The organism is Bartonella sp. OC16QHHD (genome assembly GCF_042194035.1).
Taxonomy (GTDB): domain Bacteria; phylum Pseudomonadota; class Alphaproteobacteria; order Rhizobiales; family Rhizobiaceae; genus Bartonella.
The window spans coordinates 1-22,152 of sequence record NZ_JBHIMJ010000052.1 but is presented as its reverse complement, the minus strand read 5'-3'; the positions used below and the strand labels follow the sequence as shown (position 1 = coordinate 22,152).

The window sequence follows — 22,152 nt, the reverse complement described above, 5'->3', positions numbered from 1 at the left end:
GCCAATCTCCTGAAATTACTTTATCACTTAAAGTGTAATTTTGATCGTCCACGCAGCGATCAACAGGGAACTAAAAGCCCTAAACCCTAGCGTACAATTGAACCTACTTTTGCGAGTATCCTTAGAATTCCGGGAGTTTTTGCTATGTCCAGGTGCGTTTCCGCACTAAAAGCAAAAAGCTGACTAGGGTTCAGTACTTTTAGACTCCCGGAATACCAATGCGAGGGCGCTCGCAATCGGAGGGGGGCTTGAAGTGCAAACCAAAAATCCATATTTTATCGACATTCTGATAGGTAAAAGCGCGATTTATAATCCATATTTCGCACTTTTTAAAAAGTACCCAATCTTATAGTCTTTGAGATTATTTTCATTTTTCTTGCCAATCTTCTGAAATTACTTTATCACTTAAAGTGTAATTTTGGTCGTCTACGCAGCGATCAAGAGGGATTCAAAAACCCTAAGCTCTAGCGTAAAATGAGCCCACTTTTGCGGGTATCCCGGAATTCCGGGAGATTTTGCTATGTCCAGGTGCGATGAGCACTAAAAGCAAAAAGCTGAGTCAAGTCAGTGTTTTCAGACTCCCGGAATACCAATGCGAGGGCGCTCGCAACCGNAGACTCCCGGAATACCAATGCGAGGGCGCTCGCAACCGGAGGGGGGCTTGAAGTGCCAACTAAAAATCCACATTTTATCGACATTTTGATAGGCAAAAGAATCCGCCACAGACGCATTTCAATGAGCCTTTCCCAAAAAGAATTAGGAAGCCATTTAGGTGTCAGTTTCCAACAAATCCAAAAATACGAAAAAGGCTTAAATCGTGTAAGTGCCAAATGTTTACTCAAAATCGCTCAAAAACTAGAAGTTCCCGTAAACTTTTTTTATGCAGATATTGCTACAAAAGAAGATCTTCCCACAAAAGAAACTCTCTTACACCACGACCAATACACCTATAGCGAAAAAGAACACACCCTTTTAAAAAATTTTAGAGACCTCCAGCCGAAAAAACAAAAAGCAATCTTGTGGTTGATTTCTGATTAAGCAAAAGCACAACAATCAACATTATTCGTTAATCCCTCTAAAATATAAGCTTCAGATCACGCCCCCTCAAAGGAGAGTGCTTCAAAAGGCGCTACAAACAAGCCCACCCCTAAAATATTCAACACACACGCGCCCATACCTAGATACGGAAATTGATATGCCTGATATCAACCTCAAAAAGCATTTTTTCACAGCATAAGAGGATAATTCTTGAGATCCAAAAATATTTTCATTTCTCTTGCCAATCTCCTGAAATTACTTTACAAATTAAAAAATGTTTTTTGATCGTCCACGCAACGATCAATAGGGAACTAAAAGCCCTAAATCCGAGCGTACAATTGAGCCTACTTTTGTGGGTATCCCGGAATTCCGGGAGTTTTTGCTATGTCCAGGTGCTTTAAGCACTAAAAGCAAAAAAACTGACTCGGATTCAGTACTTTTAGACTCCCGGAATACCAATGCGAGGGCGCTCGCAACCGGAGGGGGGCTTGAAGTGCCAACTAAAAATCCACATTTTATCGACATTTTGATAGGCAAAAGAATCCGTCACAGACGCATTTCAATAGGGTTTTCTCAAAAAGAATTAGGAAGCCATTTAGGTGTCAGTTTCCAACAAATCCAAAAATACGAAAAAGGCTTAAATCGTGTAAGTGCCAAATGTTTACTGGAAATCGCTCAAAAACTGGAAGTTCCTATAAGCTTTTTTTATGCAGACATTGCCACAAAAGAAGATCTTCCCACAAAAGAAACTCTCTTACACCACGACCAATACACCTATAGCGAAAAAGAAAACACTCTTTTGAAAAATTTTAGAGACCTCCAGCCGAAAAAACAAAAAGCAATCTTGTGGTTGATTTCTGATTAGGAAAAAGAGCAACAATTAACATACCCCCCTGCCTAAAGTTTCCCATACCTGATATCACCATACCTCCAAGAATGATATTTTACGGCATATAAGATAATTCACACTATAGCTCCTCGTTTTCTGTTTTCATTATTGCTTCAAGTCAAGCTGATTAAGGATTGGCAACTGAGTTTTTAAGTTTGACTATTCGTAGCAAAGCGGAGTTAAACAAAAATGACATTGTTACTCAAAACCATGCCCCCTATTGCGTTTACGAGACGGTAGAACAGTGTCAAGAAGGCAAAGCCCCGAAAAAAACATATGAGCGTTTAAGTAAAAATCAAAGATTAAACCTATAACGTCAAAAAAGCTGCTCTATGTTGGATTATCTCCACGTCCTCTAAATCTCAGAAAAATGATTTAAAACATTTGTTTTATTGATGAGCCAATCATTGAGATCGAACAATTAACAAAGAACGGTTCAGCAATATCCTGATAGCCAATAAACAGAATAATCCACTCAATCCAGAAAGAAGGAACAATTTTCCAGCCGAAGTGTGACCTAAAACAAACGCTCCAACAAACGGCGCCACCAACATAGCTAAATTTTGTATAGACTGCACCCATCCGGAAGCCAATCCAATCTGTTCATTGAAATTGCTTACCAGATAAACATTAGAAGATATGGAAAAGTAAGCGCTAACCATTCCAATAAGGAAAAAACAGAGCAACAAAGTCTCAATACGGAGTAAATCAAAGTAAAAAAAGCACACTGAGATCATGACAAAACCAATCATTGTTGACATTGCCGGCATTAACAACTCTGATATTTTGCCTGTAAGGGGTTTATACTTTGATTGTTTCACACTCCAAAATCCATAGAGAAAATTACCGATTGCCGAAGCCGATACCAGCATCCCAAGAGCCTGTTTATTCATTTTCATTGCACTAAGAATAACCGGCAACTGATTATTCACCATAAAGATCATGGCAAAATACACAAACATCACCGCCACATAGGCATACCAAGTTGTCCCATAAAGCCTCTGCTTTGATTTTATGGTATTCGCTGTTTTTATCATGAGCGACGAGACAGGTTGTGCACCAAGACAACAAAACACCATAAAGCCTAGCAATGTCAAAAATCCAGAAAACAATAAAGTATAGGTATCTGATAAAAGTACAGACAGAGCACTCCCCAAAGCAGGTCCTATCATCTTTGCCGCGCTATTGATCATGTTAAGCACAGAATAGTAACGAGTCCGTCCGTTTTCAGGCACCGAATTTGCACTGAGAACGGAAATTGCAGGCATGGCTAGACTGTTGAATGTCGCTCGAATAACTGCCAGTATAATAAATCCTTGCAGACTCGTCGCCATCAATAAACCGACAGTACAGAGTGCCCGTAACAGCAGTGACGCCCGCAACCAATGGATCATAGAACGGTGACTTACCAACATTCCAATTGGCTTAGACAGAACGATACCAGGTAATAATGTTGCCGCTCCAATAAAAGCGACATCATATTGATCAGCTTTCCACGTGAACACAGATACGGTCAAAATCACGATATAATCAATCCAACCGCCAAATGACACCACGCCATTACCCAGCAAAAGCACCAACAAGCGATTTTTTTACTGCCCCGTCTCTTTGCACCAAAACACGCGCCCCTTCTTTTTCGTTAGCAATACTGATTGAACTATCAATTTTTCCTCACACCCTAAAGGCACCAACAACTTTCACGCAACAAAGCACTAACAAGCGATTTTTTACTGCCCCATCTCTTTGCACCAAAACACGCACCCCTTCTTTTTCGTTAGCAATACTGATTAGATGATCAATTCTTCCTCACGCCCTAAAGGCACCAACAACTTTCACGCAACAAAGCACTAACAAGCGATTTTTTACTGCCCCGTCTCTTTGCACCAAAACACGCACCCCTCTTTTTTCGTTAGCAATACTGATTAGATGACCAATTTTTCTCTCACACCCTAAAGGCACCAACAACTTTCACGCAACAAAGCACCAACAAGCTATTTTTTGTTACCCCGTCTCTTTGCACAAAAACACGCACCCCTCTTTTTTGTTAGCAATACTGATTAGATGACCAATTTTTCCTCATACCCTAAAGGCACCAACAGCTTTCACGCAACAAAGCTCCATCGACCTTCATGCAACAAAGCAATTTATAATTATCCATGGTAAACAAAACCTCTGGAGATAAGTCTTAGATATGTATTAAAACTTCCATCGTTGATTGAACTTAATCTGCGTCTTTGCGAATGACGATAATAAGCAAGCCGTTAATCCAGCTCTTAAATACATTTACGATAATCCCGCGCGCCTCCCCTTCAGTTTCCACACAAAAAACGCTTTAGCGTTCTTTTCTCAAGAGAACTCTTTATTCTTCTTCATCACTTACTTGTGGTGGGGGTGGTAAAATATAAGAGCCTGAAAGCCAACGATTAAGATCAATAGCTCGGCACCGTGTGGAACAAAAAGGATAAGAAGATTTTTGTGACATCTGACCACAAATAGGACAAGGATGCGGAGGACGGGTCTCTTTTTGCAAATTTAGCTCTTTTTGTTCTTGGCACACCTTTGTCATTGGCTTCTTCATTAACTTTTCTTCTGTTGCTTTTTTTTCATTTTTGCTTTTCTCTTTTTGTTGCTTTTCACCTTGCATTGATCTTACCTTAAAGTTTTTCTAATGCGTTTGTTCAGCCCAGTGAGTGAAAAGTGGATAGTGATAAGCGGTCAAGAGATCGGCTGTTTCAGCCAAAGGCAATCCCACAACATTAGAATAAGAACCCGTGATATGGACAACAAAAGCCCCTGCTTTTCCTTGGATAGCGTAGCCACCTGCTTTCCCTTGCCATTCTCCTGAAGCAAGGTAAGCCTTCATCATGGCAGAGGTTAAGCGTCTAAAGCGAACACGACTTTCAACCAATTTTACGGTTATTTTTCCACGTTCATTGAGCGCACAAATGGCACCATAGACCTTATGCGAACGCCCAGAAAGGTATCGTAAACATTCATAAGCCTCATCCTCGCTTTCTGGTTTGGGGAAAATGGTCCGCCCAACAGCCACCACCGTATCAGCCGCCAAGATAATCATTTTCTGTCCAGGTAATTTTTCTTGACCATTCTGCAACTCGTCTTGACCATTCTGACTGTACCAGCGCAAAATTTTTTGGGCTTTCAGTGCTTTTTCTTTTGCCAAACGTTTGGCAAGGTTTGCAGGATGTTCTTTTAATTTTGGCGTTTCATCAATATCGCTTGCATAAACCTGCTGGGGATCAATCCCTATTTGTGCCAAGAGCGCTAAACGCCTTGGCGAAGCGGAGGCAAGCACCAAATGAATTTCTTCTGTAAGAGTATCTGCCAAACGTTTTTCCCCCCACTCTCTTATATTTCTCATTTCCACCCCTTCACAATTGACTTCCCTCTCACCCCCTTTTAAGCGCGCCCCTTTAGCCTCCCTTTTAAGCGCTATTGATCTCCTTATCCTTTTTCCGCATCGATTTTACAGTTTTTCAAGGCTCTTCAAACACTCCCCTTTTTTCACTCATGAAAAGCAAACTAAAAAACTGTTAAAAAATAATAGAAATAATATGATAGCTTTTAGAAAAAAGTGCAAGCCACCCACGAGGCTACTTATAGCGATATGTAATACGCCCTTTTGTCAAATCATAAGGTGTCATTTCCACCATGATTTTATCACCGGCCAACACCCGTATACGATTTTTCCGCATTCTACCAGCGGTATGAGCAATAATTTCATGATCATTTTCCAGTTTCACACGAAACATCGCGTTAGGTAAGAGTTCAGTAACGATACCAGAAAATTCTAAAACTTCTTCTTTTGACATAAACAAACATTTCCTTTACAGTGCACATATTTTGTTAAGCTGCGCGTTATTTCCAGCGTTCATATCCTATTTTCTTAAGTTTGTGAATAAAAATTCCACAAAAAGGGAAAGGTTTTTCAAGTTTACTCTCTCATGTTCTCAAAAAACGTCATCCCACACCTTAAGAATAAAAACTTTTTTTTCACCAATTTTACCCGCTAATTTCCTTCAATTTTTATGATGATTTTGGTTTCAGTGTGACAAGAAATTACGCTAATTTTTTCCCCTAAAGCATTTTCCCAACACCTCTGACTAATCCCTCCACAACTTACGAACAATCATCCTCTCTCCAACTTTTCCTCACCTTCCACACCTTAAACATGCGCCCTTCAGATAAACACCACTCCCCCACGCCAGAAGCCCTTCCTTTTCTCAAAAACCTTCTCCATTCTTCACACACCATTCACAACATGCTTCACTGCCCCACACTTCATACTCTACGCATTTCCCATAAAGCCTTCCCCATTTTCTCTCTCTTCACACGCTTCCTCTAAGCCACTCCTTCCATTTATGTTTCTTTTCCTACCTTCGAAACACGATCCCTATACATTGCGTATCATTAACCACAACGCCTCTAACGACATAAAGCCTTTTCCTTTTTTGCACATTTCCGTTTTTACGCTTTTACATATTTACAGAATAAAGCCAAATGAAACTTCCACACCGCACCACTCTATAAACAATAGTATTACCCCAGCTTCTTGCCTAGCCAATCTCCCCCAAGCACTTCAGATCACCCACCCTCAAACGAGATTATTTCATCAAATGCGACAAAAAAATCCAGCCTAAAATACTCATCATACACTCTAAAAAACACCTTGATAAATTGATATGCCTGATATCACCCCCCTATAAGCTCCCCTTCTAATCATGATTTCGGAGCCGCGTGAGAGGGACAAAACAAGCCGTTAAGTTCTGGGGGTCAAGGATGCCGTTAGGCGCCATGTAATGGTCTCCTTGACCTTAAGAACCTAGGATTGTTAGTCCCCTCATTAAACGCGGGTCTGATCTCATGATTTTGGTGAGCGTTCCGGAGAGTTTGAGAGGCGGAAAGCCTCTCATTAAAAAATAAAGTTTATAAATAAAAACTATTTTCATTTGCCAATCTTCTGAAATTACTTTACAAATTAAAAAATGTTTTTTGATCGTCCACGCAACGATCAAGAGGGATTCAAAAACCCTAAGCTCTAGCGTAAAATGAGCCCACTTTTGTGGGTGTCCCGGAATTCCGGGAGTTTTTGCTATGTCCAGGTGCTTTAAGCACTAAAAGCAAAAAAACTGACTAGAGCTCAGTATTTTGACTCCCGGAATACTCATGCGAGGGCGCTCGCAACCGGCAGGGGAGCTTGAAGTGAAAGCTAAAAATCCACATTTTATCGACATTTTGATAGGCAAAAGAATTCGTCAAAGAAGAATTGCCGTGAGCCTTTCCCAAAAAGAATTAGGAAGCTATTTAGGTGTCAATTTCCAACAAATCCAAAAATATGAAAAAGGCTTCAATCGTGTAAGCGCAGGGTGTTTACTCAAAATCGCCCAAAAACTACAAGTTCCCATGAGCTTTTTTTATGCAGACATTGCCACAAAAGAAAATCTTTCAACACATGCCGCACACTATGAACAAGAAACATACAGCGAAAAAGAACATTCCCTTTTGAAAAATTTTAGAGAGCTCCAGCCGAAAAAACAAAAAGCAATCTTGTGGCTGATTTCTGATTAAGCAAAAGAGTAACAATTAATATTATTCCATTCTATATCCCCTTAAAAGTCAAATTCAAACCAGCACTCCATACCCCTCCAAATCACGCCATTTTATGGGATATTGATTTTTCTTGCCAATCTCCTGAAATTACCTTATAAATGAATACTGTAACTTTGGTCGTCTACGCAACGATCAATAGGGGATCAAAAACCCGAAACCTAAAACATGAATTTATCCCACTTTTGTGGGTATCCCGGAATTCCGGGAGTTTTTGCTATGTCCAGGTGCGATGAGCACTAAAAGCAAAAAGCTGATTTAGGTTCAGTATTTTTGACTCCCGGAATACCAATGCGAGGGCGCTCGCAACCGGAGGGGGGCTTGAAGTGCAAACCAAAAATCCAAATTTTATCGATATTCTGATAGGCAAAAGAATCCGTCAAAGAAGAATTGCCATGGGGCTTTCCCAAAAAGAATTAGGAAGCTATTTAGGTGTCAGTTTCCAACAAATCCAAAAATATGAAAAAGGCTTCAATCGTGTAAGCGCAGGGTGTTTACTCAAAATCGCCCAAAAACTGGAAGTTCCCATAAGCTTTTTTTATGCAGATATTGCCACAAAAGAAAATCTTTCAACACATGCCGCACACTATGATCAAGAAACATACAGCGAAAAAGAACATTCCCTTTTGAAAAATTTTAGAGAGCTCCAGCCGAAAAAACAAAAAGCAATCTTGTGGCTGATTTCTGATTAAGCAAAAGAGTAACAATTAATATTATTCCATTCTATATCCCCTTAAAAGTAAAACTCAAACCAGCACTCCACACCCCTCCAAATCACGCCATTTTATGGGATATTGATTTTTCTTGCCAATCTCCTGAAATTACTTTATGAATTGGCCTGTGTTTTTTGGTCGTCTACGCAGCGGTCAATAAGGAGTTGGATTCCTTAAAACTTAACACATAAACAATTATGGCTATCCCGGAAATTCCGGGGGCTTTTGTTATGTCCAAGTGCTTTAAGCACTAAAAACAAGAGACTGTTTAAGTTCAGTGAATCCAACCTCCCGGAATACCAATGCGAGGGCGCTCGCAACCGGAGGGGGGCTTGAAATGCAAACCAAAAATCCACATTTTATCGACATTTCTGATTAAGCAAAAGACGCGATTTATAATCCATATTTCGCACTTTTTTAAAAAGTACCCAATCTTATAGTCTTTGAGATTATTTTGATTTTTCTTGCCAATCTCCTGAAATTACTTTATTGATAAGCACGTGTATTTGATCGTCCACGCAACGATCAAATAGGGAGCTAAAAGCCCGAAAGCTTAATACATAAATTTATCCCGCATTGCGGGTATCCCGGAATTCCGGGAGATTTTGCTATGTCCAGGTGCTTTAAGCACTAAAAGCAAAAAGCTGATTAAGCTCAGTACTTTTAGACTCCCGGAATACCAATGCGAGGGCGCTCGCAACCGGAGGGGGGCTTGAAGTGCCAACTAAAAATCCAAATTTTATCGACATTCTGATAGGTAAAAGAATCCGCCACAGACGCATTTCAAAAAGAATCCGCCACAGACGCATTTCAATGAGCCTTTCCCAAAAAGAATTAGGAAGCTATTTAGGTGTCAGTTTTCAACAAATCCAAAAATACGAAAAAGGCTTCAATCGTGTAAGCGCAGGGTGTTTACTCAAAATCTCCCAAAAACTACAAGTTCCCATGAGCTTTTTTTATGCAGACATTGCCACAAAAGAAAATCTTCCCACAAAAGACACTCTCTTACACCACAATCAAGAAACATACAGCGAAAAAGAACACACTCTTTTGAAAAATTTTAGAGAGCTCCAGCCGAAAAAACAAAAAGCAATCTTATGGTTGATTTCTGATTAAGCAAAAGCGCACACAAAGCATAAATCCTCCGCATCATTTTACGGATATACGTTTTTATTTTACGGATCAACGTTTTGATGCTTCTCCACATTTACAGAAAGCAGCCAAACGAAACTTTCAAATTCCCCCCGCACCACTTTGTAAACATAGGTTTGTCAACAATACAGCTTCTTACTCTACAATTCCCCTGCTGATTTCAGATCACGACACCACAAAGGATAATGTTGCATCAAACGCGACAGATACGTCCTATTTTAAAATATTCTTGCCCCTTCACCACCCTAAAGTAAGATCACGCAAAGCACCGGTCAATCCCACTTCAAAAACAACTTTCCCCACACCCTCTCTCCTCTCTCGTCAACACACCCGCCTCTTCATCCAAGCTTCCCCCCCTTCATAAAACTCTTCATCCCCACACCCTCTTTCCTCTCTCGTCAACACACCCACCTCTTCATCCAAACTTCTCCTCCCCTTCATAAAACTCTTCATCCCCACCCCCCCAATCTTCTCTCCACATTCCATGCCATGATAAAATCATACACCACGCATAAAGTCCCAGCTTCCTTTTTTACAAATTTCCGTTTTTACGCTTTTGCATATTTACAGAAAGCAGAAAATCTGTAAAAAATGCATTATACAATAACGTTTTCAACAACTGTCATCAAAATCTCGCCTCCCTTTTCATCTAAATCCCCCTATTTTCACTTAAATCATAGATATAAACCGCCCTATTATTGTATTGAGCAGCATAAAATTTTTCGACAAATTCTAGCGATCAAAAGGGTGCATAAGAAGCATTTTACGACTTTTAAAAGAATTTTTATTTACATCCAGTGCTTTTTTGTAACGTAGAAGAGTACATTTAATTAATTGACTATAAGAAAGTTTGAAATAAGAGAAGCTTTTCGTTTTTCTCGTTCAACATCCACAACGATAACTCATTATTATAAATCAATTTTTTTCGTAATACAAAACACACCAAAAGGAATAGACTTGTGTTGCATATTCACGCGCTTGTTTTAAAGAAAGATCTCTCAACGCTCGTCACACCCATTTTGCAAAACGCCGCCCGTAAAGGAATGGTAAAGCCCCCATGAAGTGTATAAAATCCATTCAGCCCCCTTATCTTTACGCTTATAGAGAAACAAGTTTACGCTTATGGAAGAACAAAGCCGGCATCATCACAAAACTCTGCCAGCTCCCAATGTTGCAGACAGCCTTCAGTTCAAGAGATAATTCATTAAAGGCATGCCTTTCTTGCACAGTTTTGACCCACATGCACGACCCACCACTTATGATGTACAAGCAAGTAATTTTAATTGATTTAATATGAGAGAACTGGTGATGAGAAATTTTATTATATTCAGCAACGCGCTTCACGTTAAAAAATGGTTATTTATTATTATAAATCAATATATTAATAAAGAAGAGAGTCATCATCAAGACGCTTACCTTTTTCTAAAAAAAAGGCTTCACACTGAAAGAAAACATCTAAAACTTAGATAAAAAAAAAGGTTTGCCTCTAATAAACAAACCTCTGCAGAAAATTATTCACATAACTTTCAAAATTTTAAATTAATCCCTCTAGAAGCAATAAAAAGCTTTAGAAGCACCAAAATGAATACAAAGGTCAATTTAACACAATGTTAAGAAAAATCAAGAACAAAAAATTTTTATCGTTAATGCACCTTTAAAAAACGAGGCTTTTTAACCTACGCGGCTCAAAAGTCCGGGGCTTCTCTACAAACGCCTCCAAGCCAATCAATCCCTTCATCTCTCTCAAAAGACAGCATAAAAGGTTCACAGTACAAGTCTTCGCTAAAAAAAATATCAATCGCCAGCGCTCATAAAAGCCAGCGTTGGTATAAAAGATCAGATTATCGAACAATCTTGCTGAAATGTCTTCCCAATAAATAAAAAAGAAGCGGATTCTTAAATATTTCCGCTTCTTTAACAATAAAAATTATGATGAGGGATTATTAAAAAATTTCAAGACTGTGAAGGGAACCAATTTGATAACAATTCATACCTTACAGGATCATCGGCACATTGCCCACCACCACATTCCAGTATGGTAGAAATCAAATTTGCCGCAATCAAAAACACAAATAAGAAACTTGCCGCTTTACTCAAGACTGGAAAAGGAGAAAATTCTTTGAACTTGTGTGCCAATTCGCCTAAAATCATGACAAATGAGACAGCAAAGATACAAAGGACAGAAATAATGAAAGCCCAAGTATAAAAATGCAATCCAAAGAACGTTGAACCATATCCTAAATCATCGGGTGTGATATGCAAAAACACTTGCCGTGCTGCCACAGCACTGGTTACTATACAACCAAGAATAACCATACCATAATGGGTATTTTTCACCTTATGGTGAATATTGAGTAAGAACCCACAACCTGCCAGCATCAATCCAACGCGCTGCAGCAAACAAAGGGGACAAGGTAACTCAAACTTTACCAATTGATAATAAAAAGCCACCACCAAGACAATAGATAACCCAAAGAGTCCTAGCGTATTCATAAAGATGACGAAGTGAGGATTTTTTTGTTCAACATGTTCCATGGCTATTCTCTCAAAAAGATAAATTTAAAGTGGAAGTTGCGTGATGATTGAAAGTGAGAAGAATGACAACGAATAAAATTGCCCACAAAGCATAACTTATATTTTTTTTTGCCACACATAGTCGTTACTGCAGTACCTAAAGCGATTAAAAATGGAAGAAACATAGCTTTTAAATCTCCTTTACATCCGTTGTTTAACTCTTATTTATTTCAGCGTTTACCATATTACAAAATTGGGCAAAAAAGAGACCATGGATTTATTATTCACAATTCGTCACTCGCGATTGATATTGCCATTATATTTAAGTGAAAAAACGATATAATCGCTCAGAAGCACATCTCAACAAAAGCGTTAAAAGCACAAAAGCGTTGATTATTCGCTTCCCCTTATATCAGCCATTGTTAAAGATATATCGACAATTATAAAGATTATATCCCCTATAAAGATTATATCCCCCCACTCACAAAAGAATTACTTGAACAACAAAATAAATAGGCTTTGAAATCGAGAGATATACATCTCTTTTTTTCTCAAAAGAATATCCTCACTTTGCAACACATTTTTGACATAAAAATCTCTTTTTCTCATAAGCAATGTTTCAAATTGCAACAGATTTTATATCATATGGTGATCTTGTTTATTTTAGCAAATAAAAAATAAGACATTTTTTAAAAAAAACTTATAATCAATGGCTTTTCCCCAATACATTTTTCCCTCTTATCTTAAATAAAAGACAATGCCGCAAGCTCAACAGCCTCATGGGTCCCACGCCACCCCGTGACATTGCCCTCCCCCCTCACAAGAAGTGCTTCATGCCTTCAATACTTTAGTTTTTCATCTCTCGAGATCCCCTTTAAATTTTTAGCTTTCCACCTTATTTGAAAAATAACTGTTTCTCTGTCATCAATTGGCTTTGCAAAAAGAATATAAAACTTTAAAAAAATAATGATAAAGAATCGCATTGAACCTTTGAAAAGGATAGAGAATGATGAAAAAATCATGTGATGTGGCGATTTTAATGGGGAGCCAATCGGATTGGCAAACGATGTGCCATAGTGCAGATATTTTGACGAATCTTGGTATTTCTCATAGTTCGCATATTGTCTCAGCACACCGAACTCCTGAACGCCTTTATCAATTTGCAAAAGAAGCAAAAGAAGCAGGGTTTAAAGTTTTAATTGCCGGTGCGGGGGGTGCAGCGCATCTTCCAGGTATGTTAGCAGCCCTTACTCCTCTTCCTGTTTTTGGCGTTCCAGTGCATTCTCACTCTCTTTCTGGTCAAGATTCTTTGCTTTCAATCGTGCAAATGCCAGCAGGGATACCCGTCGGCACATTAGCAATTGGCAAAGCAGGCGCAATTAATGCAGCACTTTTAGCCGCAGCCGTTATGGCCGTTTATGACCATGATCTCGCCCAACGATTAGAAGATTGGCGTCAACAACAAACAGCCAATGTCGCCCAAACGCCTGTAACGGAGGTTTAAAATGGCACCGTTTTTCAACACCTCCTCAGCCAACGCCACCCCCTCCAACACCACCTCGTCCAACACCACTCCCTTCACCATGTTACCTCCAGGCAGCGTCATTGGTTTAATCGGGGGCGGACAATTAGCAAGAATGCTCGCCATAGCGGCTGCAGAATTAGGATTTCGAACCGTTATTTTTTGCCCTGAAGCCGATTGCCCAGCCGCTCAAACAGCAAACAACCATATTGTTTCCTCCTATGACGATATATCAGCTTTAGATCATTTTATTTCTCAGTGTGATGTTGTCAGCTATGAATTTGAAAATCTTTCGCTTCAAACGGTTCAATATGTAGAAAAGAGTAAGCCTGTTTATCCTTCTTCCAAAGCATTAGAGATCACGCAAGATCGACTTTTTGAGAAGCAATTTTTGCGTGATCAAGGGATTGGCACCGCGTTATGGCACGCTGTTGACAATTCTTCTTCTATTCTTTCCGCTCTTGATACCTTAGGCGGACGTGGTCTTTTAAAGACGCGTCGTTTTGGTTATGACGGAAAAAACCAGATCAAGCTTGATCACCCAGATGAACAAACCCTTGACGAAGCCTTAAGGACTTTTCAAGAACAGCCTTGTATTTTGGAAGAAATAGTTCCTTTTTTATCGGAAATTTCGGTTCTCTCGGCCCGCACAAAACAAGGAGAACATATTTTTTATGATTGCCCTGAAAACCAACATAAAAACGGAATTCTTCATAAATCCTTTGTTCCATCACATATTCCACTTGACGTGCAAAAAGCAGCTCAAGAAATCAGTGTAACAGTCATGGATGCCCTCGATTATGTTGGTGTTCTTTGTATTGAATTTTTTGTCTTAACGAATGGTCATCTTTTAGTGAATGAATTAGCACCGCGTGTCCATAATTCTGGTCATTGGACACAAAAGGCATGCATAACTTCACAATTTGAACAGCATATCCGTGCTATTTGCGGACTTCCCTTAGGCAGTCCCTATCGCCATAGCGATTGCCAAATGACCAATCTTCTTGGTAACAATTTTAGCACGTTAAAATATTTTCTGAAGCAAGAGCGCACCTCGATCCATTTATATGGCAAAAGCACTGTTCACCCCAACCGCAAAATGGGGCACATCATCCAATTACTGGGACCAGCCAACAAATCTTAAGCCCACATATATATAAATACTTTTTCACACTTTTCCCCCCAATGAACTGAAAAAACAACTTCTCCCCTACACCGATATCCAGCGGCTCAAAGCGCCCCTAACCTTTTAATTCGCCCCTAGCAGGGCTTCACGCCCTCCTACAAGCCCCCTGCTCTTTTAAAAACATCACCTCTTCCCCCTCCAAACCGCTTCATCCTACACGAACATCTCATCCGCCCTCAAAAACAACCTCTCCCCCACACACCGATATCCAAGCAGTACAACAAGCGCTCCCAACCCTTCAACTCCACCCCCTAGCTCTTCTCCCCTTCCTTTTCTCAAAAATATCCCCCCACGGCTAAAAACAATCCACCAGCCCTCAACTTCCCCTCAACGGATACCTCCCACAGCATAAATATTCCCCCATAACATACGCAGCCCCTTCATTTTTCTTTTAATGCCAATCTTTAAGAAATAGACTTATCTATTGCACCCCATAGATACCAATCCCCATGATTGCGCTTTTATTGTCTCTAGCTTCTCTTCTTATGTTCATTTTTTCACAAAAGCATCGTTTTGTTTTCCATAAAATCGCTGCAAAGAGGTAAAACGTATTACTCTCCCCAAACAACTCTCGAGAATTCGGCCCAATATCAGCCAGACGATAGCCCCCTCCAGCATAGCAACTTTCTTCTTTTTCTCCTCTCTCTTTTTCCTTCAACGGATAGAAGATTTTCTCCTTTCGTTAATTCCCCCAACACATTCCTCGAAAAGGTTTCCTGAACTTCTCCCCAAAGGCTTAAGTTTCTTCTTTTCAGATCAATTTTTCTTCTCTCACGCCCCCTCTCTTTTCAGCGCATCCATTTTCCTACCTTTTAATCCTGTTAAAACAATGAATTATAAGGTGCATCACCACCGTATAATGCGCATTGGTTTTATGGCATCTTTTTATTGCATCTCGCACAATTCTTTATGAACTCCCCTTATCGTAAACGCACTTTGTTTACGCATATTCTTAACCACCCATAAGAGATTGTCTGTAACTCTCTAATCCTGCTCAGCAATGACATTCGTCACCCCCAACAGACCAGCGCTTCATGAAGTTCCCACAATTTTTCTCAATCCAAGCTTCTTTCAAGAGCACCTAATAATTTATAAATATAAATGTTTATTTTATTATCCTGATAAAGCTAAACTATACTTTTTAATACTATTATTTTAACACTATCATTGCCTTTAAAACGCTCATTATGCGAAAAAATACTTCACTTCTAACAATAATAAAATAATTTCGCTTGTATCTTATCTTAATATGTGATTAACGTTCAGCACAAACTTAGATCTTTTTATAGCAAAAATACCATACAAAAGGGGAAAATAATGGAGGGGATCTCTTCAAACAAACTCAAAGATGAAAACAATGAAAATAAGGAAGCAACTTTAAATGAGGCACAGTCTGTTCCTCCTCAAAAACGTAAAGGGGGTCCATTTAGACATATGTTGTTCCTCTTTCTTTTAACCTTTCGTAAACCCATTGTTTTCGTAACGAAAATCCTAGCGATAGGCTTTTTATTAATGGCAGGAATTCTTTGTCTAACATACCTCGCAGTAGGAAGAGAGTCATTACCCCTATCGATCGGGATACCAATGATCATTACGTCAGCTCTCTTTGGCATTTGCAACATGTATATAAATTGGTATTATGACATGCTTTTATTACGTTTATCGCCAGACAATGTGAACCTTTCACTCTTTCAATAAACATCATCATAGACCACCCTTGGGAAGGTCAAATTTTTCTACAGCATGGATATTAAAAGGAATTCAAACTATCCACATTCAAGAGCCAAAGTATATTCTCACTATACTGGTTCCCTCACCGGATAATTTGAATTCCCCCTCCGTTTGACAATATCCAGCACTCCACCCACGTAGAAATAATTGGGTTGCAAAGAATCATAAACTATTGCCTTAAAAGAGAAATTTATGCATAATCTTTCACTCTAACCGCACAGATTTAATCCCTCATTAAAAGTACCGAGCGCTCCGCTCCGTCCCTGATCTCCACATCAAAGATATAATTACAGGATATGATTACAGCACTAAGCTTATCCATTCCCAAACCAAATATCCTCTCACCCCTCACGTAAAATAAAAAGCCTCAAACAGAAGACACTTGTGTTGCCAATTTACGCACTTGTTTTACCACGCGCTTATTTTAAAGAAACATTTGGCCAATGCACATTGCCCCACCACTTCACAACAGCAGCCCCTGTCATAGAGCATAAAAACTCTCGATAATAGCTTAAACATTCATAGTGCACCACCCTCTTTAAACTTATGAAGCGTAAACACCAACCTCATCATACCGCTTTGCCAGTCTCCAATGTTACAACACTCTTAGCATTTGAAAGCATTCATAAAAGACCGTTTTATTCCTTATCTTCAAGTATCTTTACCATAGATCAATCCCGCTTGTGATATGCAAGCAGCGAATGCTATGCTTAAAGATACACAGATTTGCAATGAGAAAACCTTAAGACTATGCGAAACTCTTATTTTACTATGTTTTCTCTGAACAATAGAAATTTATCCTTATCAATTCATCATCTTCGTCATCATCATGCGGTTTATTTTTTAGGTTTTAAGAATAAGCCTTAAGAATATCCTCACACACGAACAAAAAACACCTCATGTTATAAATTTTACATGAGCCTTACTAAACGATGATATTTTACGAAAAAACAGGATTATTTTCTCACAAATAGGAAGCTTTTACTTTTTTTCACTCTTTGTGCTTTTTTGTGTCCTTCTTTTTACGAGAAAATTTTTACCTCCAAGGCAACCATTAACACACACTATAGGAATTTGTAAGAGATATACCCTTGACAAGAATAAGACTTCTTGTTAGATCTCTCCTACTTTTTTGCAATTTTCACTTATCGTTGTGCTAATGAAGTGGTTAGTGCGTACCTTAAGAGTACGCTTTTCTTTTTGTGATCACAGTGAAAAAGTGTATCGTGTGATGTTATCATGCAAGTACGATATCGCAATGCAATGCTCATTAAAGTGAGCAGTCTATTGGGGTTGTAATATTGTATTTTCGTGTTTTAATATTGTATTATAGTATTGTGTTACGTAAACTATTTAAACGGTGAATATGATGAAAATTAAAAATTCGCTTAAAGCACTAAAAGAGCGCCACCGTAACAATCGTTTGGTGCGTCGTAAGGGTCGTGTTTATATTCTTAATAAAACGAACCCACGTTTTAGAGCACGTCAGGGCTAATTTCTTTAGGGTCAATGTTTTTATGCCTACTTTGATTGTAGGCTTAAAAATTTTTTCTTGCGTTTTTTTGGTTATAAGTCCGTTGATTACAAGTCTAGTATTTGATAATATTTGGTGATTTATCTTTTGGGGGCTTGTTTTTATGGATTCTTCTATTTTTTTAAAAGCCTTTCGATTTTTTCAGCTGCGTTTTTTCTGTATTTTCCAGCGCGCGTTTTTTCTTTCTTTTGTTGGCGTTTTTTGTTTTGTTCCCTCGAGCTATGGGCAAAATCCTCCTTCTCTTCCTGAAGATCGGCCTTCTCCACAATCGCTTTTACCGTTAGATGATCTTATTCCCAATTCTCCTCCCTCCTCCTCAACGCCCTCCGATTCTGATTCTTCGGCGGTTATTCTTGAAGATCTTGACAAAGAGCAGCTTTCCCATGTTGACAGAGTTAAGCAGCGCAAAGAAGCAGAAATTTCACGTTTACTCAAAGAATTGAAATATTGTGCTGATGTTGCTAAAGCGAAAAAGATCAGTCAACAGCTTCAACATTTATGGTCCCAATCGGGGAGCGAGACGATTGATCTTTTGATGTCATGGGCTGAAAATGCACTCAACAGCGACGATTATGGACTTGCGCTTGATTATATTGATAATGCTCTTGCACTTTTACCTACTCATGCTGAAGCTTGGATAAGACGCGCTTGGATTCACATTCAACTGAACGATTTCAAACTTGCCCTGCTTGATCTCAACCATGCTCTTGAACTTGAGCCGCGCAATTATAGTGCTTTTTTTGAACTTGGCGTTGTCATGGAAGCAACGGAGCGTCCAAAACTTGCTCTTAAAGCTTATGAAACAGCATTGGATTACTATCCACAAATGCGCAGGATTCAAAAGCGCGTGCAAGCTCTATTAGACGAACAATCACCACAAGCTCTTTGAAACCATTCAAAAACGAGACGCTTTACGGCATCCTTTCAAACCTAGATAAGACACAAGCCGGCTTCACATTCCACTCAATAAACTGCCCCTGCTTATAACCACACCATCACCCCCCACACAATTCACAGTACTTTTTTGAATTTTGACTTTTTTGTATTGAAGGCATCTTCCAAACACTGCCAATATACTCCCTACAGAATTTCTTCTCATAGCAAGCAAACGCTTCCACGCCGGAGTCCTCTTCACGCCGTTTCTTCTTTTCACACCTTCCATCATGGATAAAAAAAATTTGTAAACACGATCCTCAAAAAATACTTTTTGAAAAAAGCTTAAAACATCGCTTAGCGCCTCTGATAAACTATCATCATCTGTTTTTTATTTTTAAGCTTCAACCATAGCAGCACATACCGTATCGGCTCTCCTCCACCCCTCAAAGTTGATAAAACAGCCCTGAAATATGGATTCACAAAGCAAAAACTTCAAAGACGCAACACCAATTCAACCAACATCCTTGAATAAGAAATATTTCCTTTCAAAACTCCCCCCCAAGCATTCCCGCGAAACATAAAAATCAAGCATTGTCCCAAAAGAGCCAATCAAGCTATTGCCAATAAACCGTTCTGCGTCACTCAAACACCCACCCCCACTCATATTTTTTGCTTTTTTACTTTGAATAAGCCATCCATCATACAGCCATTTCGAGCAGCCACCAGCAAGGTTATAAAAACTCTCCTGAAATACTTTTTGAAAAAGAAGAGAGCGAGGTTATTTTATCTCTAGCAGAAGCTCTGAAATTGTTTTATATTAAGGAGGGTGTTCTGCGCTTCTCGACAGGAAATAACGTATTCCTGAGACCTTAATGATCTCCAAGGGAGCTGTCCCTGATCAAGCCCGTGGGCTTTTTCATATGGCGCCCACCTATTTGTATAGGTTCCCGGGATCAGCTTTTTCCATCGGCTGTTGTGGATCACCCTTTTTTACATCAAATTTTTCCAGCTAAAATTGAGAGCGTCTTTTTACATAAGACCAATGACGATACTCTTTTCAAGAAATAAAAATTACGATAGGCTTTATTTTGTAGAACAGACAGCACTTACAAATAATCCCCTCTGTGAATCTGCTTCATCCCTTCGCACGCAAGCAGCGCAAAAGCGGCTTGTTGCACCAAGATACCCCCTAAAGAGCACACACTTTTTTCATGCTTTTTTTTCATGAGCACAGCTCTTGTCCTAACAGAGATTTACAAAACGCCAACAATGGATAAAATACCAGCATCTTATAAAATAATTGACGAGACAATGACAAATAATCCCCTCTATGAATCTGCTTCATCCCTTCGCACACAGCAACGCAAAAGCGGTTTATCGCGTCGTGATGCTCTTTTAACAGAAGAGCGTGCACTCTTTTCGCAGCGTGCTTGTTGCCACTTTATTGAATACCTTGAAAAGAAGGGAACCGATTTTTCACGCCTCATTTTAGCAGGCTATTGGCCCATTAAATCGGAAATTGACCCGCGTCCTTTACTGGATGCTGTAGCGTTACGCGGTGGGCATTTAGCCTTACCAGCAGTTCTTGATTCCACCACCATGATTTTCCGTGCATTTTCGCCCAGCACGATTTTAGAGCCCATGCGTTTTGGCACCTTTGGTCCGGGTGCAGACAATGGCGTTGTTGCCCCCAATAATATTATTGTTCCGCTTTCTGCGTTTGATCGTCAATGTCACCGTCTTGGCTATGGAGGAGGATACTATGACCGTGCTGTTGCAGCTCTTGAAAAACAAGGGCATCAAATGACATTATGGGGCATAGGATTTTCATGTCAGGAGGTTTCCTCTATTCCCGCAGCAGAACATGATCTACAGGTACAAGGAATTTTTACAGAAAAAGGTTTCTTAAAATGTTAAAATGTGATTAAAGCGCCTATGCGTTTTTTATTTTTAGGTGACATTGTTGGTAGCACAGGCTGTAAAGCTGTTTTTGAACACCTTCCTCAACTGATTGAGAAATGGCAGCTTGATTTTGTTGTGGTAAATGGTGAAAATGCCTCTGGTGGTTTTGGTCTCACACAAGAAACGTATCAAGATCTTTTGATAACCGGTGTTGATGTTGTCACCACAGGTAATCATGCTTTTTCTCACAAAGAAGCATTGCAGTATGCCCATGAGAGTGATCGTTTTTTACGCCCTGCCAATTTTTCGAAAGAAACTCCCGGAAAAGGTTCTGGTGTTTTTACGGCAAAAAATGGCGCCCGTGTTCTTGTCGCCAATCTGTTGGGCAACGTTTTTATGCCGTGTAAAGTAGAAGATCCATTTGAAACAGCGGAAAATATTCTGCTTGCCTGTTCGTTGATGGAGCAAGCCGATACGATTATTTTTGACTTTCACGCAGAAACGACAAGCGAGAAGCAATGTTTTGGCCATTTTCTTGATGGTCGTGTGAGTGTTATCGTTGGCACCCATACGCATATTCCCACGGCTGACGCGCAAATCTTAGAAGGTGGGAGCGCCTATTTAACAGATGCAGGCATGTGTGGAGATTATAACTCATCTCTTGGAATGGATAAAGAAGAACCCTTACACCGTTTTCTTTATAAGACGAAGCAAGATCGTTTTGAACCGGCGTGTGGTCCCGCCACCCTTTGTGGTTTAGCGGTTGAGATTTCAGATCGCACCGGTTTAGCAGAAAAGGTCTCGGCGGTACGGATTGGTCCTCATTTAAAGCCTGAAGTTCCGGATTTTTGGTAGCTTCTTTTAAGCCACCCCTTTGATAGTTTCTTTCCAAGATTTCCTTTTGAGAACTCTATTTGGCAAGACGACTTTTCCAGCCCTTCCCAAATCCCTACTAAAAACACCCCGCCCTCCAATTTACCTAATACAGCAACTTTTCTAGCACAAACAAGTCACTCTTTTTAAAAAAATAAAGGATAAAATTTTTCGTGATTTTTAAAACGATGAGAAGGAGGTTTTATTTCGACATTTCTGCGGGGGGGGGGGAGGAGAAATGTTAACCCCCTTCTCTAAAAAGAGCTTTATATAATAATTTATTATTTAGCAAGAGCCTCTTTAATCTTTTTTTAATTCTAACGAAAATTTAATCTTAAAATTGCTTTCTGCTTTTTAAGTTTGAGCTCTCTAAAACTTTTCAAAAGAATGTGCTCTTCTTTGCTTGCGATCCTTTCATCACAGCAATACAAGACGTTTTCTTTTGTCGAGAGATCAGCGTAAAAAAAGGAAATGGGAACATTAAGAATGTCGGCAATTTCCTGTAAACGCCCAGCTCCTATACGATTAGAGCCTTTTTCATATTTTTGGATTTGTTGAAAAGTCACCCCTAACTGACTGCCTAATTTCTTTTGCGAC

21 protein-coding genes, 1 other RNA gene and 1 pseudogene are annotated in these 22,152 nt (G+C 39.5%); 13 read left to right on the top strand and 10 right to left on the bottom strand.

What is annotated here, in order from left to right:
- Positions 1-666 precede the first annotated feature (666 nt).
- Together ACFIK1_RS05580 and ACFIK1_RS05575 are read left to right on the top strand one after the other, a co-directional pair.
- Positions 667-1,038 carry a helix-turn-helix domain-containing protein gene (locus ACFIK1_RS05580; RefSeq protein ID WP_375662273.1) on the top strand — a complete coding sequence of 124 codons (372 nt, stop codon included), beginning with the start codon at positions 667-669 and terminating at the stop codon, positions 1,036-1,038.
- A 493-nt stretch (positions 1,039-1,531) separates the two neighbouring features.
- Positions 1,532-1,903, top strand: coding sequence for a helix-turn-helix domain-containing protein (locus tag ACFIK1_RS05575; protein ID WP_375662272.1), 372 nt, complete (start codon positions 1,532-1,534; stop codon positions 1,901-1,903).
- Between the two features lie 428 nt (positions 1,904-2,331).
- Here the strand turns inward: ACFIK1_RS05575 and ACFIK1_RS05570 are convergent, their stop codons facing one another.
- From ACFIK1_RS05570 to infA, 4 genes are all read right to left on the bottom strand, one after another.
- Positions 2,332-3,504 (bottom strand): MFS transporter, encoded by a 1,173-nt coding sequence (locus ACFIK1_RS05570; protein ID WP_375662277.1) that lies wholly within the window; start codon positions 3,502-3,504, stop codon positions 2,332-2,334.
- A 782-nt stretch (positions 3,505-4,286) separates the two neighbouring features.
- The gene (gene yacG / locus ACFIK1_RS05565) at positions 4,287-4,571 is read right to left on the bottom strand and encodes a DNA gyrase inhibitor YacG (protein WP_375611670.1); all 285 of its coding nucleotides are present in this window, start codon (positions 4,569-4,571) and stop codon (positions 4,287-4,289) included.
- Between the two features lie 21 nt (positions 4,572-4,592).
- The gene (locus ACFIK1_RS05560; protein ID WP_375611669.1) at positions 4,593-5,306 is read right to left on the bottom strand and encodes a Maf family nucleotide pyrophosphatase; all 714 of its coding nucleotides are present in this window, start codon (positions 5,304-5,306) and stop codon (positions 4,593-4,595) included.
- Between the two features lie 232 nt (positions 5,307-5,538).
- Positions 5,539-5,757 carry a translation initiation factor IF-1 gene (gene infA, locus ACFIK1_RS05555; RefSeq protein WP_004857577.1) on the bottom strand — a complete coding sequence of 73 codons (219 nt, stop codon included), beginning with the start codon at positions 5,755-5,757 and terminating at the stop codon, positions 5,539-5,541.
- A 1,390-nt stretch (positions 5,758-7,147) separates the two neighbouring features.
- Here infA and ACFIK1_RS05550 point away from each other — a divergent pair.
- From ACFIK1_RS05550 to ACFIK1_RS05540, 3 genes are all read left to right on the top strand, one after another.
- Positions 7,148-7,513 carry a helix-turn-helix domain-containing protein gene (locus ACFIK1_RS05550; protein WP_375662276.1) on the top strand — a complete coding sequence of 122 codons (366 nt, stop codon included), beginning with the start codon at positions 7,148-7,150 and terminating at the stop codon, positions 7,511-7,513.
- A 365-nt stretch (positions 7,514-7,878) separates the two neighbouring features.
- Positions 7,879-8,244 (top strand): helix-turn-helix domain-containing protein, encoded by a 366-nt coding sequence (locus ACFIK1_RS05545; RefSeq protein ID WP_375633325.1) that lies wholly within the window; start codon positions 7,879-7,881, stop codon positions 8,242-8,244.
- Positions 8,245-8,982: 738 nt separating this feature from the next.
- Complete coding sequence (locus tag ACFIK1_RS05540; RefSeq protein ID WP_375662271.1) at positions 8,983-9,381, top strand: helix-turn-helix domain-containing protein; 399 nt, start codon at positions 8,983-8,985, stop codon at positions 9,379-9,381.
- A gap of 1,989 nt (positions 9,382-11,370) precedes the next feature.
- Here ACFIK1_RS05540 and ACFIK1_RS05535 read toward each other — a convergent pair.
- Positions 11,371-11,952 carry a disulfide bond formation protein B gene (locus ACFIK1_RS05535; protein ID WP_375662270.1) on the bottom strand — a complete coding sequence of 194 codons (582 nt, stop codon included), beginning with the start codon at positions 11,950-11,952 and terminating at the stop codon, positions 11,371-11,373.
- Positions 11,953-11,962: 10 nt separating this feature from the next.
- Positions 11,963-12,116 (bottom strand): annotated as a pseudogene (locus ACFIK1_RS05530) (DUF5993 family protein).
- Between the two features lie 821 nt (positions 12,117-12,937).
- On the opposite strand from ACFIK1_RS05530, the gene purE reads away from it, so the two are divergent.
- Together purE and ACFIK1_RS05520 are read left to right on the top strand one after the other, a co-directional pair.
- A complete protein-coding gene (purE, locus tag ACFIK1_RS05525; protein WP_375610656.1) occupies positions 12,938-13,435 on the top strand; it encodes a 5-(carboxyamino)imidazole ribonucleotide mutase in 498 nt (165 codons plus the stop codon).
- A gap of 1 nt (position 13,436) precedes the next feature.
- Positions 13,437-14,597 carry a 5-(carboxyamino)imidazole ribonucleotide synthase gene (locus ACFIK1_RS05520; RefSeq protein WP_375662269.1) on the top strand — a complete coding sequence of 387 codons (1,161 nt, stop codon included), beginning with the start codon at positions 13,437-13,439 and terminating at the stop codon, positions 14,595-14,597.
- Between the two features lie 195 nt (positions 14,598-14,792).
- Here the strand turns inward: ACFIK1_RS05520 and ACFIK1_RS05515 are convergent, their stop codons facing one another.
- On the bottom strand, positions 14,793-14,918 hold the full coding sequence (locus tag ACFIK1_RS05515; protein WP_375627706.1) for a hypothetical protein: 126 nt from the start codon (positions 14,916-14,918) through the stop codon (positions 14,793-14,795).
- Positions 14,919-15,060: 142 nt separating this feature from the next.
- Complete coding sequence (locus tag ACFIK1_RS05510) at positions 15,061-15,297, bottom strand: hypothetical protein (RefSeq protein WP_375662268.1); 237 nt, start codon at positions 15,295-15,297, stop codon at positions 15,061-15,063.
- A 659-nt stretch (positions 15,298-15,956) separates the two neighbouring features.
- On the opposite strand from ACFIK1_RS05510, the gene ACFIK1_RS05505 reads away from it, so the two are divergent.
- The 3 genes from ACFIK1_RS05505 (at position 15,957) to ACFIK1_RS05495 (ending at position 18,793) form a co-directional block, all read left to right on the top strand.
- On the top strand, positions 15,957-16,337 hold the full coding sequence (locus ACFIK1_RS05505) for a hypothetical protein (protein ID WP_375613596.1): 381 nt from the start codon (positions 15,957-15,959) through the stop codon (positions 16,335-16,337).
- A gap of 1,402 nt (positions 16,338-17,739) precedes the next feature.
- On the top strand, positions 17,740-17,865 hold the full coding sequence (gene ykgO / locus ACFIK1_RS05500) for a type B 50S ribosomal protein L36 (protein ID WP_004863016.1): 126 nt from the start codon (positions 17,740-17,742) through the stop codon (positions 17,863-17,865).
- A 142-nt stretch (positions 17,866-18,007) separates the two neighbouring features.
- On the top strand, positions 18,008-18,793 hold the full coding sequence (locus ACFIK1_RS05495; protein ID WP_375655399.1) for a tetratricopeptide repeat protein: 786 nt from the start codon (positions 18,008-18,010) through the stop codon (positions 18,791-18,793).
- Positions 18,794-19,291: 498 nt separating this feature from the next.
- On the opposite strand, the gene ACFIK1_RS05490 is transcribed toward ACFIK1_RS05495, so the two are convergent.
- Positions 19,292-19,444 carry a hypothetical protein gene (locus ACFIK1_RS05490; RefSeq protein ID WP_375662267.1) on the bottom strand — a complete coding sequence of 51 codons (153 nt, stop codon included), beginning with the start codon at positions 19,442-19,444 and terminating at the stop codon, positions 19,292-19,294.
- Positions 19,445-19,605: 161 nt separating this feature from the next.
- On the opposite strand from ACFIK1_RS05490, the gene ssrS reads away from it, so the two are divergent.
- From ssrS to ACFIK1_RS05475, 3 genes are all read left to right on the top strand, one after another.
- Positions 19,606-19,766: non-coding RNA, 6S RNA (ssrS, locus tag ACFIK1_RS05485), on the top strand.
- Between the two features lie 325 nt (positions 19,767-20,091).
- Positions 20,092-20,697, top strand: a complete 606-nt coding sequence (locus tag ACFIK1_RS05480) for a 5-formyltetrahydrofolate cyclo-ligase (protein ID WP_375627769.1) — start codon at positions 20,092-20,094, stop codon at positions 20,695-20,697.
- Between the two features lie 18 nt (positions 20,698-20,715).
- Entirely contained in the window at positions 20,716-21,537 is an 822-nt protein-coding gene (locus ACFIK1_RS05475; protein WP_375613599.1) for a TIGR00282 family metallophosphoesterase, read from the top strand.
- A gap of 335 nt (positions 21,538-21,872) precedes the next feature.
- Here ACFIK1_RS05475 and ACFIK1_RS05470 read toward each other — a convergent pair.
- On the bottom strand, positions 21,873-22,152 hold a 280-nt coding region (locus tag ACFIK1_RS05470), incomplete at its 5' end, for a helix-turn-helix domain-containing protein (RefSeq protein WP_375662266.1).

What these genes read in the sequence shown, in the direction of transcription:
- ACFIK1_RS05505 (WP_375613596.1), top strand. Translation starts at nt 15,957, where the DNA reads ATGGAGGGGATCTCTTCAAACAAACTCAAAGATGAAAACAATGAAAAT.
- ACFIK1_RS05480 (WP_375627769.1), top strand. Translation starts at nt 20,092, where the DNA reads ATGACAAATAATCCCCTCTATGAATCTGCTTCATCCCTTCGCACACAG.
- purE (WP_375610656.1), top strand. Translation starts at nt 12,938, where the DNA reads ATGATGAAAAAATCATGTGATGTGGCGATTTTAATGGGGAGCCAATCG.
- ACFIK1_RS05560 (WP_375611669.1), bottom strand. Translation starts at nt 5,306, where the DNA reads ATGAGAAATATAAGAGAGTGGGGGGAAAAACGTTTGGCAGATACTCTT.
- ACFIK1_RS05475 (WP_375613599.1), top strand. Translation starts at nt 20,716, where the DNA reads ATGCGTTTTTTATTTTTAGGTGACATTGTTGGTAGCACAGGCTGTAAA.
- ACFIK1_RS05495 (WP_375655399.1), top strand. Translation starts at nt 18,008, where the DNA reads ATGGATTCTTCTATTTTTTTAAAAGCCTTTCGATTTTTTCAGCTGCGT.
- yacG (WP_375611670.1), bottom strand. Translation starts at nt 4,571, where the DNA reads ATGCAAGGTGAAAAGCAACAAAAAGAGAAAAGCAAAAATGAAAAAAAA.
- ACFIK1_RS05520 (WP_375662269.1), top strand. Translation starts at nt 13,437, where the DNA reads ATGGCACCGTTTTTCAACACCTCCTCAGCCAACGCCACCCCCTCCAAC.
- ACFIK1_RS05535 (WP_375662270.1), bottom strand. Translation starts at nt 11,952, where the DNA reads ATGGAACATGTTGAACAAAAAAATCCTCACTTCGTCATCTTTATGAAT.
- infA (WP_004857577.1), bottom strand. Translation starts at nt 5,757, where the DNA reads ATGTCAAAAGAAGAAGTTTTAGAATTTTCTGGTATCGTTACTGAACTC.
- ACFIK1_RS05490 (WP_375662267.1), bottom strand. Translation starts at nt 19,444, where the DNA reads ATGAGTGGGGGTGGGTGTTTGAGTGACGCAGAACGGTTTATTGGCAAT.
- ykgO (WP_004863016.1), top strand. Translation starts at nt 17,740, where the DNA reads ATGAAAATTAAAAATTCGCTTAAAGCACTAAAAGAGCGCCACCGTAAC.